This window comes from Flavobacterium sp., from assembly GCF_024642105.1.
Taxonomy (GTDB): domain Bacteria; phylum Bacteroidota; class Bacteroidia; order Flavobacteriales; family Flavobacteriaceae; genus Flavobacterium.
Map to the genome: position 1 here is coordinate 276,059 of NZ_JAHEBT010000052.1, position 13,790 is coordinate 289,848.

Annotated in this window: 12 protein-coding genes; 4 read left to right on the forward strand and 8 right to left on the reverse strand. The window is 32.9% G+C overall.

Annotated features, from left to right (window positions below):
• Positions 1-26: 26 nt before the first annotated feature.
• The 8 genes from phoU to Q0L65_RS06840 form a co-directional block, all read right to left on the reverse strand.
• The gene (gene phoU / locus Q0L65_RS06805; protein ID WP_296684719.1) at positions 27-686 is read right to left on the reverse strand and encodes a phosphate signaling complex protein PhoU; all 660 of its coding nucleotides are present in this window, start codon (positions 684-686) and stop codon (positions 27-29) included.
• Positions 687-748: 62 nt separating this feature from the next.
• The gene (pstB, locus tag Q0L65_RS06810; protein ID WP_296684720.1) at positions 749-1,507 is read right to left on the reverse strand and encodes a phosphate ABC transporter ATP-binding protein PstB; all 759 of its coding nucleotides are present in this window, start codon (positions 1,505-1,507) and stop codon (positions 749-751) included.
• Between the two features lie 34 nt (positions 1,508-1,541).
• The gene (gene pstA, locus Q0L65_RS06815; RefSeq protein ID WP_296684722.1) at positions 1,542-2,480 is read right to left on the reverse strand and encodes a phosphate ABC transporter permease PstA; all 939 of its coding nucleotides are present in this window, start codon (positions 2,478-2,480) and stop codon (positions 1,542-1,544) included.
• A 2-nt stretch (positions 2,481-2,482) separates the two neighbouring features.
• Positions 2,483-3,682 (reverse strand): phosphate ABC transporter permease subunit PstC, encoded by a 1,200-nt coding sequence (pstC, locus tag Q0L65_RS06820; protein ID WP_296684723.1) that lies wholly within the window; start codon positions 3,680-3,682, stop codon positions 2,483-2,485.
• Positions 3,683-3,759: 77 nt separating this feature from the next.
• Positions 3,760-4,590, reverse strand: a complete 831-nt coding sequence (locus tag Q0L65_RS06825; RefSeq protein ID WP_296684725.1) for a phosphate ABC transporter substrate-binding protein — start codon at positions 4,588-4,590, stop codon at positions 3,760-3,762.
• 26 nt (positions 4,591-4,616) lie between these two features.
• A complete protein-coding gene (locus tag Q0L65_RS06830) occupies positions 4,617-5,909 on the reverse strand; it encodes a porin (protein ID WP_296684726.1) in 1,293 nt (430 codons plus the stop codon).
• A 235-nt stretch (positions 5,910-6,144) separates the two neighbouring features.
• Positions 6,145-7,203 (reverse strand): ATP-binding protein, encoded by a 1,059-nt coding sequence (locus Q0L65_RS06835; RefSeq protein ID WP_296684728.1) that lies wholly within the window; start codon positions 7,201-7,203, stop codon positions 6,145-6,147.
• 41 nt (positions 7,204-7,244) lie between these two features.
• The gene (locus tag Q0L65_RS06840; protein ID WP_296684730.1) at positions 7,245-7,928 is read right to left on the reverse strand and encodes a response regulator transcription factor; all 684 of its coding nucleotides are present in this window, start codon (positions 7,926-7,928) and stop codon (positions 7,245-7,247) included.
• Positions 7,929-8,154: 226 nt separating this feature from the next.
• Between Q0L65_RS06840 and Q0L65_RS06845 the strand changes: the two genes are divergently transcribed.
• The 4 genes from Q0L65_RS06845 to Q0L65_RS06860 all read left to right on the forward strand — a co-directional run bounded on the left by Q0L65_RS06845 (position 8,155) and on the right by Q0L65_RS06860 (position 13,768).
• A complete protein-coding gene (locus Q0L65_RS06845) occupies positions 8,155-10,932 on the forward strand; it encodes a TonB-dependent receptor (RefSeq protein ID WP_296684731.1) in 2,778 nt (925 codons plus the stop codon).
• A 141-nt stretch (positions 10,933-11,073) separates the two neighbouring features.
• Positions 11,074-12,276, forward strand: coding sequence for a hypothetical protein (locus Q0L65_RS06850; protein ID WP_296684733.1), 1,203 nt, complete (start codon positions 11,074-11,076; stop codon positions 12,274-12,276).
• A 103-nt stretch (positions 12,277-12,379) separates the two neighbouring features.
• Positions 12,380-12,718: a T9SS type A sorting domain-containing protein gene (locus Q0L65_RS06855; RefSeq protein ID WP_296684734.1), complete on the forward strand. Its 339-nt coding sequence runs from the start codon at positions 12,380-12,382 to the stop codon at positions 12,716-12,718.
• A 228-nt stretch (positions 12,719-12,946) separates the two neighbouring features.
• Positions 12,947-13,768, forward strand: coding sequence for a UDP-2,3-diacylglucosamine diphosphatase (locus Q0L65_RS06860; RefSeq protein ID WP_296684736.1), 822 nt, complete (start codon positions 12,947-12,949; stop codon positions 13,766-13,768).
• Positions 13,769-13,790: the final 22 nt, after the last annotated feature.

Here is a 13,790-nt window from a genome sequence, read left to right on the forward strand (position 1 = left end):
AACACATTAAAAACCCTTTCCAATCTCTATTCTTCAAATTTCTCGTGCTTGATGATTTTAGCATTAATCATAAAGAACACATTCTCCGCTATATTCGTACAATGCTCAGAAATACGTTCTAAATGCTTTAAAACAATTACCAAATTAGTTCCAGAAACGACTGCTTTAGAATTCACTTTCATTTCACCAACAATATTATGAATTGCATCATCGGTTTTATTTTTGATACTTTTATTCAAAATAAAAATTTCACCGATCGTAGTCTCATCACGAGTTAAAAAACATTCATTCGTTTTGATCGTGATTTTTTCTACTTCTTTTGCTAACTCCGCTACTTGAAATCTAGAAATCAAATCGTGTTTGTCTTTTGTATTTTTTGCTTTTTTGATAATGCTTATTGCCAAATCTCCTATTCGCTCAATTTCATTACTGATTTGCATTGCCGACATAATGAAACGTAAATCAGACGCAACAGGTTGTTGCAAAGCGAAGATACTCTGACAAATTTCGTCAATTTTTACATCTAATTTATCAATTTTGTGTTCGGTCTTTTTCACCTCTTTTCCTTCAACAGCAGTTTCAGAAAGCAATGCTTTAACTGACTCTCCTACTTGATTTTGGGCAAGAATACCTATTTTTTCGATTACGGTTTTTAACTTTTCTAATTCTATTTCAAAGTGTGTCATCTTATTATTTTTTAAAAGATAAAAATTACAAATCCTGTTTCCTACTTACCTTATTTCTTGAATTATCCAAATCTTCCAGTAATGTAATCCTCCGTTTGTTTTTTCTCTGGTTTGGTAAAAATAGTATTTGTTTTCCCCATTTCAATCAATTCGCCCATATAAAAGAAAGCAGTATAGTCACTTGTTCTTGCGGCTTGTTGCATATTATGAGTCACGATAATGATTGTATATTGTTCTTTCAATTCGTGAACCAATTCTTCGATTTTTGAAGTAGAAATAGGATCCAATGCACTTGCAGGTTCGTCCATAAGTATAATATCTGGACTTACTGCCAAAGTTCTAGCGATACATAGTCGTTGTTGCTGACCACCAGAAAGTCCTAAAGCCGAATCTCCTAAACGATCTTTTATTTCATCCCAAATAGCTGCTTTACGCAAAGAAGTTTCAACGATTTCGTCTAACTCTGTTTTATCTTTTACACCGTTAATTCTTGGTCCATAAGCGATATTCTCATAGATAGATTTTGGAAACGGATTTGATTTTTGAAAAACCATTCCTATTTTCTTTCTAATATTCACAACATCAACATCATCATCATAAATATCAATTCCTTCAACTAATAGATTCCCCGTTATCTTAACATCTGGAATCAAATCATTCATTCTATTGATACATCTCAAAAAAGTAGATTTTCCACAACCTGAAGGTCCTATTAAAGCTGTTACTTTATTCTTTGGAATCTCCAAAGAAATCTCTTTTAATGCTTTTTTCTCTCCGTAGTATAACGATAAATCTTCAACTGTAATTTTAATATCTTTCATTTTCTTTTTATTATTACCCAAATAAGTATCCTAATTACTTTGCTTTTCTTCTAATTCTAGATCGTATTACAACTGCTACAAGATTTAATGATAATGTTAACAACAATAAAACTAAAGTAGTAGCAAATTGAATCGGCATTGTTTTCTCTACATCAGATGATTGTGTAGACATAATATAAATATGATATCCCAAATTCATGAATTGATCACTCAATGAACCCGGTAACGTCGCCAAATAATACGCAGCTCCTGTAAATAGAATAGGTGCTACCTCTCCAGCTCCACGACTTACAGCCAGAATAGTTCCTGTCATAATTCCTGAAATTGAACCTGGAAAAACCACTTTTTTTATAGTTTGCCATTTCGTTGCACCTAAAGCCAAACTAGCCTCTCGCAATTCTCGAGGAATCGTTTTTAAAGCTTCTTCTACCGAAACAATAATCACTGGCAATGTCAATAATGACATAGTAAGGCTCGCCCAAAGAAGATTGGGCTGACCCCAACGCAATTGACCTCCATTAAAAACGGTATCAGCTCCTGAACCTACAAATTGAATAAAGAACCCCAATCCAAATAATCCAAAAATAATGGATGGTACTACCGCTAAAGTTCGAATGGAGAAGCGAACAGCTGTAGCTATTTTAGAATTTTCTTTGGCATACTCCGTCAAATAAATTGCCGTAATAGTCCCAAAAGGCACTGCTGCAATTGACATTACAATTACCAATATAAAAGTTCCTATCAAAGCTGGAAAAATTCCACCTTTGGTCATTCCGTCAGTTGGAAATGAACTAATAAACTCCCAAGAAAATTTATCTCTCCCTTGATAAACAATGATCCCAAGTATAATAAAAAGGATGGCGATAATTAACGCAACTGCTAATTGAGTAGTCCCAACAATCAATTTCCCTTTAATATCAATTCCTTTTCCTCCCTTAGAAAGAAAATGGTTTTCTGTTGTATTTGTATTCATAACTATTTTCCTTGGAATTTCTTAATTAATTTTCCTTTCACATAGAACTCTGCCAACGCATTCAATGCAAATGAGAAAATAAAAAGTAACGAGCCGATGAAGAATAACACACTGTAATGCGTTTCGCCAAAAACAGTCTCAGCCATTTCAGCACCAATGGTTGCTGCAAATGTGCGCACACTCTCAAATGGATTCGCCGAAACTAAAGCTGCATTACCTGTAGCCATCAAAGCAATCATGGTTTCGCCAAAAACACGTCCAACGCCTAATAACAAAGCTGCAAAAATTCCGGGAGTAGCCGCTGGCAGAACAACAAAAAAAGCAGTTTGCCATTTGCTCGCGCCTAAAGCAAGACTAGCTTCTGTATAGGTTTTTGGTATTGAAGATAAAGCATCTTCTGAAATAGTGTAAATGATAGGTATAGCAGCTAATGCCATAGCTATACCTCCAATAAAAGCATTCAGTCTTGAATCATAGCCCAATACATTTTGAAAAAAAGAAGCCAACACCATCAAAGCAAAAAATCCAATCACCACCGATGGGAAAGCTGCCAGCATTTCAATAACAGGCTTTATGATTTCTTTGGTTCTTTTAGAAGCAAAACAAGAAGTGAACAATGCTGCCAACACAGCCAATGGACCCGCAATTAACATCGCAATCAAAGTTACTTTCAAAGTCCCTATCAACAATCCTATTAAACCAAATCTTGGATTATCTGATACTGGAACCCATTCTGAAGTTGCAAATGTGTTCCAAGTCTTATCCCTGCCTTCTTTGTTTTCAGTTTTTATATCATTTTCTAGTTCTGGACTAGATTCGGTTAATGACTCTACCTCAACACCACCATACGATTCAGGAGCGGCGTCAGCCTCAGATACTGTTTCTGAACTGTCTGATTCAGACATTAAATCCTCCGTTGGCACACTACCATACGATTCTGGTTGTAATTCTTCAGAAGAAGTTGAATCGTAGTTTTCTGCAGTAGCCGTAGACACCTCAGTGGTAATTGCTTTTTTCTCTTCTGCTCCAAAATTAAAAATGGGCAAGGATTCCTTAAAAACAAAAACGAAGATCAATAAAATGATGGCAATCGATAAAAATGCTACTGACGAGATAATTTTCTCTGCAAGAAATTCTGAAAGTCTAAATTGTTTTTTTAGACTCTCTTTTGAGAAATTAGTTGTTGACATTTGAGAATTCATCTGAGTGGATTAAAGAAAAATAAAATTGGACTTAAAAAATTATCCCTCCCTAAGTAGGAAGGGATAATTACTTGTTTTTATTTTACTGGAAAGTATCCTACTCCTGCAATTATTTTTTGTCCTTCTGAACTCAAAATCCAGTCAATGAATTTTTTAGTTTCACCTGTTGGCTTTGAAGTTAAATACATGTATAAATATCTTGCAATTGGATATTTTTTGTTTTTAATATTTACTTCTGTTGGCAAATATCCTTTACTATTAGCATCTTTTTTTACTTTACAGTCTTTAACACCTTCTGCATAAGCCGCTCCACCATATCCAATACTGTATTTGTCTTTTTTTACCGCATTGATGATAGCAGCAGTTCCTGGCAAGGTTTGACAAGTGGCTGCAAAATCAGTTTGAACTACGTGCTCTTTAAAGAACTCAAATGTACCTGAGCTACTTTCTCTACCATACAATTGGATTTTAGCATCATCTCCTCCTACTTGTTTCCAGTTGGTAATTTTTCCAGAGAAAATACCTCCAATTTGAGCAATTGTTAATTCCGAAACTTTATTCCCTTTATTTAAAAAGACAGACAAACCATCTTTAGCACAAGGAATTTGAATAGCATTTTTTCCAAATTTTGCTTTAATTTTCTCTAACTCTGCAGGTTTAATTGGACGGCTTGAGTTAGCAATATCTGTTGAACCATTAATCAAAGCAGCTAATCCTACTCCTGAACCACCCCCAGTTACTTGAATAACCGTTCCAGGATTTTTCTTCATATAGATCTCAGCCCATTGTTGTGATAAAATCACCATAGTATCCGATCCTTTAATTGTAATTTTACCTAAGGAAGTAAAAGAATACCCAATAGCCATTATTACTAAAACAGCTATAATTTTTAATTTTGTTGTTTTCATTTTGATAAGTTTACTAGTTATATATTTTAGAAATTAAATTGAGCTTGTAAACGCAATAAATTACCTTGCTGTCTGTTATTTCTTAAAGCACTATCTTCAAAAGTTCTATCAGCAATAACCCACTCAGCTGTTAATTCAAAAGCTTTGAAAGGTTGCCATTCGATTCCTAATTCGTAGTCTCTAACCACATAACTTCTTGCATCTTTTTCAAATTTCTTACCACCATTATAGTATTGAAACTTTGCAAAAGGATATAAATATTGTTGTTTTGGCAAATCCAATTTATAGTTCAAAGTTAGGTATCCTCCTTCTAGGTGGGACACTGCAACTGAATTAGTAACCTTTTCATAACGTGGCCCTTTTCCAATATTATATTCGGCTTGAATTCCAAATGGTTTTGGATATAAAATGAAGGATGCCGCTATTCTTTCATCATCTACATACGTCTTTTCGTTTATCGAAACCCCTGAAGAAATCTCACTTCCAAAAGCCCATTTTCCTTTATAAGCCTGAAGTCCTGGCTCAATAATTTGCCCTCCTATTTCAAAAGGATAACTAATTCTAGTAACTACGTGTAAGTTTCTATTTCCTTCTGATTTATTCGCTGTTTGCCCATTGTATGCTCCAAAAGCAAACACACCATAATCTCCTGAACCTTTGTAACCATCTTTAACCAACATCGCAAAACGATCTCTAATTTTGCTTGGTGCCCAATAGAAAAAAGCTCCTAGGTCACGCTCATTGGCAACCGCACTATTCAAAGCATCATTACGATCTAATGTTAAACGATTCTGACTTGATTGTAGATTTTCAAATCCGAAAGGCACTTTACTTTGTCCAACTCGTACTCTAAATTCTTTCTTTGTATCAAAAGACAAATCAAAATAAGCATCTCTTAATTGTACAAAATGATTTACTCCAGAAGCTGGTGAACTTGCAACATCTGGCTGAATATAGAAGTAAACATTAGGATGTACCTGACCAGAGAAAACCAAACGTGCGCGTCTAATAAAAAATCCGTTATTTGACTTAGCATCTACTGCTGTTGATGTAGTTCCCCAAGATTTATCACACTGATCACATGATACTTTGTCATTAGTCGACAACAAACCATTGTATCGTATTTGAGCATATCCTCTCAAGGAAATTTTATCGTACCAGAGGTCTTTTTTTGCTTTAGCTTTTTCTTCAGCTAATTTTACTTTATTTATAGAATCTAGAACACGAACTACTTCTTTAGTAATTATTTCTTTATTAGTTTCTTGAGCACTAACTATACAAGAAAATAAAGCTAAACCTATACCTAAAAATTTTTTCATCGTTGTTTGTTTTAATTTTGATGCAAAGATGAAACCGCTTTGTTAAGTTAATGTTAACTCAATATTATATTGATAATAAATTAACACTGGCAAAACAATTTATAAACAGTACACAAGAGGGTTTTTAAACTATTTGTGTGATTTTTCAGATAGCAACCATCCAAAAATAAAAAAAAGGGAAATTTCCCTTTTAAAATATATTAGCTTTAAATAAAAACTATCCAATAAAACCGGACTATCTTGACTTTACTTTTTCAATTGTAAATGAAAACTCCGAGCCAACACCAAACTCACTCTCCACATATATCTTTTGCTTGTGAGCTTCTACGATATGTTTCACAATAGCCAATCCTAAGCCTGAGCCCCCTTCTGAACGAGAACCGCTCTTATTCACTCTGAAAAAACGCTCAAAAAGCCTTGGGATATTTTGCTGTTCGATACCCTCTCCATTATCCGTAACTCGAACTACTATTTTTTTATTTGTAAAATTCATTACCGATACCTCGGTCTCGCCTCCTTCTTTACCATACTTAATAGAATTCACTAATAGATTCTGGATTACTTGTTGCAACTTGCCTTTATCTCCTCGAACATAAACAGATGCATCATTATTTTCAAGATGAAATTTTATTTTCTTTTTTTCAGCCTTCATTTCTAATAAGTCAAATACACTCTGTATTAACTCAATAATATCAAATTCTGAGATTTCTAAATGCAGCTCTCCCGATTCTAATTTGGTTATCATATCCAAATCTTCTACAATATAGATAAGACGTTCCACTCCTTTTTCGGCTCTTTTCAAATATTTCTTACGGATAGTTTCATCCTCCATTGCCCCATCAAGCAAAGTATCAATATATCCTTGAACCGTAAATAGAGGCGTTTTTAATTCGTGGGAAACATTTCCTAAAAATTCTCTCCTATATTCTTCTCGAACTTGGAGCATCTCAATTTCTAATTTCTTATCGGCAGCAAATTTCTTTACTTTTCTAGATAAGGTTTCCATATCAGTAGTAATAGGTTGATTGGCAAATGGAGAGGATTCCAATAATGCCACATCATCATAGATTTTTTTTATGCGATTGTAAATAAATCGTTCTGCTCGATATTGCAATATAATAAATGAAAAAACTACGGTAAGTAGAAATAATAAAAATCCAAAAGGCAATACAATTTCTTGTTCTAGTTTGAATAAATACTTCAATAATAGCATCCCAATTAAAGAAGCAAAGAGTCCTGTAAAGAAAGCTGACTTGGAAGCGAATCGGTAATTTTTTTTAAAACTAATTTTCATTTGATAGGTATCGTTCTACTATTCCAAGAATTGGATTAATATTATACTTCCAGTTTATAACCTACTCCCTTTATGGTTTTGAAGTAATCATCTCCAATTTTTTCACGAAGTTTTCGAATGTGTACATCTATAGTTCTCCCTCCAACAATTACATCATTCCCCCAGATAGTGTCTAAAATTTCCTCACGTTTAAAAACTTTCCCAGGCTTAGAAGCTAACAAATATAGCAATTCAAATTCTTTTCTTGGCAAGACAATTTCAATATTATCTTTAATAATTTTATACTCTTCTCTATTTATCAGAATACCCCCAACATTTAATGTTTTATCATTTTCTTCTTGCTCTTTAGAACGACGTAATAAAGCTTTTACTTTACTCACTAACAACTTAGGTTTGATTGGCTTTGTAATATAATCATCTGCTCCTGCGTCAAAACCTGCTACTTGCGAATAGTCTTCGCTCCTTGCCGTCAAAAAAGTAACAATAACATGATTCAATTCTGGAATTTTTCTAATATTCTCACAAGCCTCCATTCCGTCCATTACCGGCATCATCACATCCATAATGATCAAGTCAGGGATTTCCAATTTTGCCTTTGTAATCGCTTCTTTACCGTTTGATGCTGTGATAATTTGATATCCTTCTTGAGACAAATTATAACCTACAATTTCTAAAATATCTGGTTCATCATCTACCAATAATATTTTAGTGTTTCTCTTTTTCATAATGTGAAAATTATATTTAATACAAGAAATTACAACCTATATCTTGAGTATAATTTGTATTTCTGATTGTAAATATAGTAATAAATGAACCTTTTATAAAAGGCTATTAACCGTAATTTAATATGTTAACGATTTAATAATAATACCGAAACCCAATGGTAATAATCAGCTAACTCTAGGTTCAAATAGTCACCATTCCTTTGCGTAAATTAAAAATGAAATTAAAATGAGAATTCGAGTATTATTTATCGTTCTATTAATTACGACACTTGGCTTTGCCAAAAATTTAGGAACAATTACAGGTGTCCTAACAGACAAAAATGCAACCAACAAAGCGCTTTCAAACGCAACTGTAGTAATAAAAGGAACAAATATCTACACTAATACTGATGGCGAAGGAAAGTATTCACTTTCTGTATCTGCTGGTGATTATATAGTAGAATTTAGTTTGCCTGGTTATGAAACTACTGAAGCAATCGTAACTGTAAAAGAAGGCGAAACTACTATTATTAACGAAATGTTAGTAGCTGCAAGTTACAACTTAAAGGAAGTTGTAGTGAAATCAACCCGTAATAGGGAGAAAGAAACCGCACTATTATTAGAACAAAAAAATGCAGTTTCTATAAAACAAAGTATTGGCGCACAAGAAATGGCTCGAAAAGGAGTAAGTGACGTTGAAGAAGGTTTGACTAAAGTTACTGGAATTACTAAAGTAGATGGCAGGGGACTTTTTGTAAGAGGACTAGAAGATCGGTATAATAATTTATTAATTAACGATTTAGCAGTTCCTTCAAACAATCCATTTAAGAAAATTATTCCATTAGATATTTTTCCAACAGACATTGTAAGTGTTATCGACACGTATAAAACATTTAACACTAACTTATTCGGGGATTTTGCTGGGGGAACTTTCAATATTGCTACTTCTAAAGGTTCTAAAAGTCAAACCAAAATTAATTTTGGAGCTGGTTTTACTTCTAACAATAATTTAAGAAAATTTCTAACTTCTAAAGATGCAACTTCCGTTGGAGATTATTTTGGATTTTCAGGTACTGAAAGAAATTTTCCTGCTGTTTTAGGCAAAGTTCCTAGCAACCACGTTTTCACCACAAACGAGGCATTAAATCAATTTGGTTCAGGATATGATGTCGAAGAAGCTAATTCTCCACTTAATACAAGTTTCGGAATTTTAAATTCAGAAAAATTCACAATTGGAAAGAACAGTAATTCACTTCAATATCTTTTATCCTTCAATTTTGACAACAAGTACCAATACCGAGAAGGTGCTGATCGTTTTTTCAATGCAGCACAAGGAAACTATGACAATGATTTGTTCAACAAGCAATACAAGTACATTACCAATTCATCTGCGTTAGCTTCTTTAAACTTTAAATCAGAACGATTGAATTTAACTTCAAATACTTTCTATTTAAAATCAACAGATAATATGATACAAGATCAATTGGGTTATACAAATTCTGCCACTGTCAATAGTAATGGATTTATCAGAATGAATCAATTGACTCAATCTGACTTCTTAAACACACAATTGTTTGGAAATTACAAACTATCAAAGGACGATAAACAAAACATTAAAGCGGGTGTTTCTTTCACAAAAACTGGATTCCAATTACCAGATAGAAAATCATTCAAAGGTGTATTGCTTGACGAAAACACAACTGCCATCAGTTATACGGGCAATAGTTTGTACAGACAAACTTTCGATGTTGACGGTAAATTCAACGTTTCAGGAATGTTGGAATATACTTGGAATTTTGGCAAAGCCGAATTAAACAATTCTCATAAATTAACAGTGGGTTATAATTCTTATGTTAACAATATGGAATCAAGTTTTAGATTTCTAGTTTCTGAAAGATTAAACTCAAATGCAATAACTTTTACTACTAACACTCCCGATGCTACTTTAGCCTCAGAGATTACTAATACTAATTTCACGTATAGAGAAGGAACGAATTCAACATACAAAGCTAAATTATTAGAATATGTTAATGCAGGTTATACTGATGTAGCTTTGAAAATTAGTGATGTTTACGAAATGAATTTTGGAGTACGAGTGGAGCAAAGTTTTAGAGAAACTAAATACAGAACTCCGGGCTCTTTTGATGATCCCTATCAAAAAAAGACAGTGACTGGAGTTGACATCTTACCGTCATTAAATATGAAATACAAATTTAATGATGCTTCAAATTTAAGATTTGCTGCTTCAAAAACTATTACACGACCTGTTATCATGGAATCTTATCCTCTTGAATTTGTGAATTTAGATGGCACAATCGAGAACGGTAATCCAAATGTAATAAATAGTAACAACTATAATTTTGATTTGAAATATGAAATTTTCCCAACCACAAAAGAATTACTTGCTGTAACTACTTTTTCAAAATTAATCCAAAATCCTATCGAAAGATTGTTTACTCAATCAGCTGGAAGTGGTGGCCAAATCATTACTTATGATAACTCAGACAAAGCCTTACTTCTTGGAGCTGAATTGGAATTATTAGTACAATTAGAAAGGATATCTAATAGTTTCAAAAATTTATCTTTAGGATTCAACACTTCATTGATGTATTCAAAAGTAACGATAAGTAAAAACAATACAACTGAAACAAATCCAAACAGAAAACTTCAAGGTGCCTCTCCGTGGTTAATTAATGCCGATTTGAAATATGATTTTGATTTTTCTAATAATTGGAACAATACAGTATCATTAGTGTACAATGTTTATGGTAAAAGAATTTATGCGGTAGGAACTAATGGACTTGATCATTACTACGAACAACCTTTCAATAAATTAGATTTAGTTTGGAACAATAAAATAGGAAAAAAATGGGAAGCAAAATTTTCAATAGATAATATTTTGAATCCTAAATACAGCATTAAGCTGGGTGAAGAAAGCAAACTCCCTATCACAGAAAAAGATTTAACAGTTAAAGATTTCACTAAAGGAATTGGGTTCTCAATGAATATTTCTTATTCATTTTAACATAACCTACTTAACGTTAAAAAAACATTTATATCGCTTTTTAATCATGTTTTAATAACAATAAGAAAAGGTCAAAAAAAATAAGACAAAGTACTTTTGAAAAACAAAAAATCAATTAAAATTATTATGAAAAAAATTATTATGAAAAAAATCGCATTTAGTTTAGCTATCATTATTACTAGTAGCTTAGCTAGTTGTTCAAGTAACGAAACCGAAACTACTAAAGTTCCAGTAACTGGCGAAATAGCAGGTGATTTAACCGTTTCTAAAACGTATGCTTATGGAAACTATACGCTAAAAGGTTTTGCTAAGGTAGCAAGTGGAGTAACGATAACTTTTGAAGCTGGTTCTACGATAACAGCAGACAAAGCAGATGGTGATGATGCGTTTGTAATTTTAAATGGAGGTAAATTAGTTGCTGTTGGTACAGCTGCTGAACCAATTGTATTTACCGAAAAATCGAAAGTATCTGGATCTTGGGGGGGTATCATTATGTATGGTGATGCACCTATTGTAAACTCTGCAACAGCTGTAGCGCCACAAACCGCTACTTCTGAAGACGGTTTAGCATTATCATATGGTGGAGCCAATGCTACTCATAATGGAGGTACTCTAAAATATGTAAGAGTAGAATATGCTGGGCAAGTTATTACTCAAAACAATAAGGAACAAAACGGATTCTCTTTTTATTCTGTTGGATCAGGAACAATTTTAGAGAATTTAGTTTCTTACAAAGGTAATGATGATGGATTCGAATTTTATGGAGGAACTGTAAGTGCTAAAAACTTAATTTCTTACGGAAATGCAGATGACGCTTTTGACTGGCAAGACGGTTGGAGAGGTCAAGAAAACACCAACTGGTATGCTTACCAAGAAGTTGTAGGTAATTACGGAATGGAAATTGAAGCAAAAAGTGTTAACAATGCATTCTGGCCAAAAGTTACAAACATTACTCTTAAAAGAGCTACTGGAACTGCAACTGAAGCACAATCAGAAATTCAATTGGATGCTATCCAATTCAAAAAAGAAGGTAATGGGGAGTACAGTAACATTATCATTGATGGTTATAAAAACCAAACTACTCCTACTACTAAGAATGGTGGTGCAATTCAAATCTTAGATTTAGCAACTTACAACAATCAAGTTGCAGCTGGAAAAATTAAACTAACAAACGTTACAATCACTAACACTGATAACACGTTTATTTCTGGCGCTACAACATTTACAGTTGCAGCATCAAGTTTCTTACCAACAACAAATTGGGCAACATCAACTACTGCAACTGGGGCAAGCTTAACCACTGGTGCTTGGGCTACTGTGAACGGGGCAAGTTTGATTAAATAACATCAAAACACCTAATAATTTAAACCACTGCAGATTACGCAGTGGTTTTTTTTATATTCTGTAAAATAAATTCGTTATATTTGCGTTAGTGAATCTTTTTTGAATGACAAAAATCTACTTTTATACTACTATTTTAACGTTGTTCTTTTGTTCTTTGAGTGTTTCTGCTCAGGAAACAAGACTACAATCTAGACTACAAGAATCAACTTCAATAGAAGGCTTGAACCTGTATCCTAATCCTGTGAGTAATGGTAAAGTATATATTACAACTAAAAATGATTTAGATAAAGAGATACAAATTTTTGATGTTTTAGGCAAAAAAGTACTCCAAACTATGTTGAGTTCAAGAGAACTCAATGTATCTACATTAACTCCTGGTGTATACATCATCAAAATCAAAGAAGAAGAAGCTTCTACCACTCGAAAATTAATCGTACGATAATTTTTCACTCATCATTCTACAACCTTTTTAAAAATATTTTTTTAGAATAACTCCTATTTTAAATAAATTATATTTTAATAATCTTAAGCAAACATCCCCATAACACTTCCTTTCTACTTTCGTAAAAATTATTTATGAAATCGCCGTTATCAAAAAGTTTGCGCAAGCAAACACCAATAAACAAAAAGCGATAACATATATGACTGTTGGTAAATAACTTTTACATATATGAAAAAGAAAAGAAAAATACCCTTAGTTGTACTAAGCGACGTACACTTAGGAACTTATGGCTGCCATGCGAATGAATTACTCTCTTACTTAAAATCTATTCAACCTGAAATGCTCGTTTTAAATGGAGATATTTTTGACATTTGGAACTTTAGTAAAAGTTATTTTCCAGCTGCTCATATGAATGTGTTGCGGCAGATTTTAAAAATGTCAAACCAAGGAACTAAAGTAATTTATATCACTGGAAATCACGATGAGGCACTTCGAAAATACTCTGATTTTGTTTTAGGAAATTTTGAATTAGCTGACAAATTAATTTTAGAATTAGACGGAAAGAAAACATGGATTTTTCACGGAGATGTATTTGACTCTTCTACGAAAGGATATGCAAAGATCTTAGCTAAACTCGGAGGAAAAGGATATGATTTATTGATTCTAATCAACAGCTTAATCAATTGGTTTTTAGTTCTGATGGGCAAAGAAAAGAGAAGCTATTCTAAAATGATCAAAGATAGTGTTAAAAAGGCCGTTGCTTTTGTCTCTAATTTTGAAACTACTGCCGCCGAAATTGCCATCGAAAAAAAAATCGATTATGTGATTTGTGGACACATTCACAAACCGCAAATGAAAGAAGTTGCTAATGAACACGGAAAAGTAATGTATTTAAATAGTGGTGATTGGGTAGAAAATCTTACTGCATTAGAATACAACAAAAAGAAATGGCGCCTATTTCATTATAAAAAAATTGATTTTAAAAATCAAGATATAGCTGTTGATGATGATACAATAAACGACATTGTCAACAAAATTCTTTCTCAATAACACCAAATCAATTGCATTTAAA

Excerpts from the sequence above, each read along its gene's own strand:
- Q0L65_RS06845 (WP_296684731.1), top strand. The coding sequence starts at position 8,155 with ATGAGAATTCGAGTATTATTTATCGTTCTATTAATTACGACACTTGGC.
- Q0L65_RS06840 (WP_296684730.1), bottom strand. The coding sequence starts at position 7,928 with ATGAAAAAGAGAAACACTAAAATATTATTGGTAGATGATGAACCAGAT.
- Q0L65_RS06825 (WP_296684725.1), bottom strand. The coding sequence starts at position 4,590 with ATGAAAACAACAAAATTAAAAATTATAGCTGTTTTAGTAATAATGGCT.
- Q0L65_RS06835 (WP_296684728.1), bottom strand. The coding sequence starts at position 7,203 with ATGAAAATTAGTTTTAAAAAAAATTACCGATTCGCTTCCAAGTCAGCT.
- pstA (WP_296684722.1), bottom strand. The coding sequence starts at position 2,480 with ATGAATACAAATACAACAGAAAACCATTTTCTTTCTAAGGGAGGAAAA.
- Q0L65_RS06855 (WP_296684734.1), top strand. The coding sequence starts at position 12,380 with ATGACAAAAATCTACTTTTATACTACTATTTTAACGTTGTTCTTTTGT.
- phoU (WP_296684719.1), bottom strand. The coding sequence starts at position 686 with ATGACACACTTTGAAATAGAATTAGAAAAGTTAAAAACCGTAATCGAA.
- Q0L65_RS06830 (WP_296684726.1), bottom strand. The coding sequence starts at position 5,909 with ATGAAAAAATTTTTAGGTATAGGTTTAGCTTTATTTTCTTGTATAGTT.
- pstC (WP_296684723.1), bottom strand. The coding sequence starts at position 3,682 with ATGAATTCTCAAATGTCAACAACTAATTTCTCAAAAGAGAGTCTAAAA.
- pstB (WP_296684720.1), bottom strand. The coding sequence starts at position 1,507 with ATGAAAGATATTAAAATTACAGTTGAAGATTTATCGTTATACTACGGA.
- Q0L65_RS06860 (WP_296684736.1), top strand. The coding sequence starts at position 12,947 with ATGAAAAAGAAAAGAAAAATACCCTTAGTTGTACTAAGCGACGTACAC.
- Q0L65_RS06850 (WP_296684733.1), top strand. The coding sequence starts at position 11,074 with ATGAAAAAAATCGCATTTAGTTTAGCTATCATTATTACTAGTAGCTTA.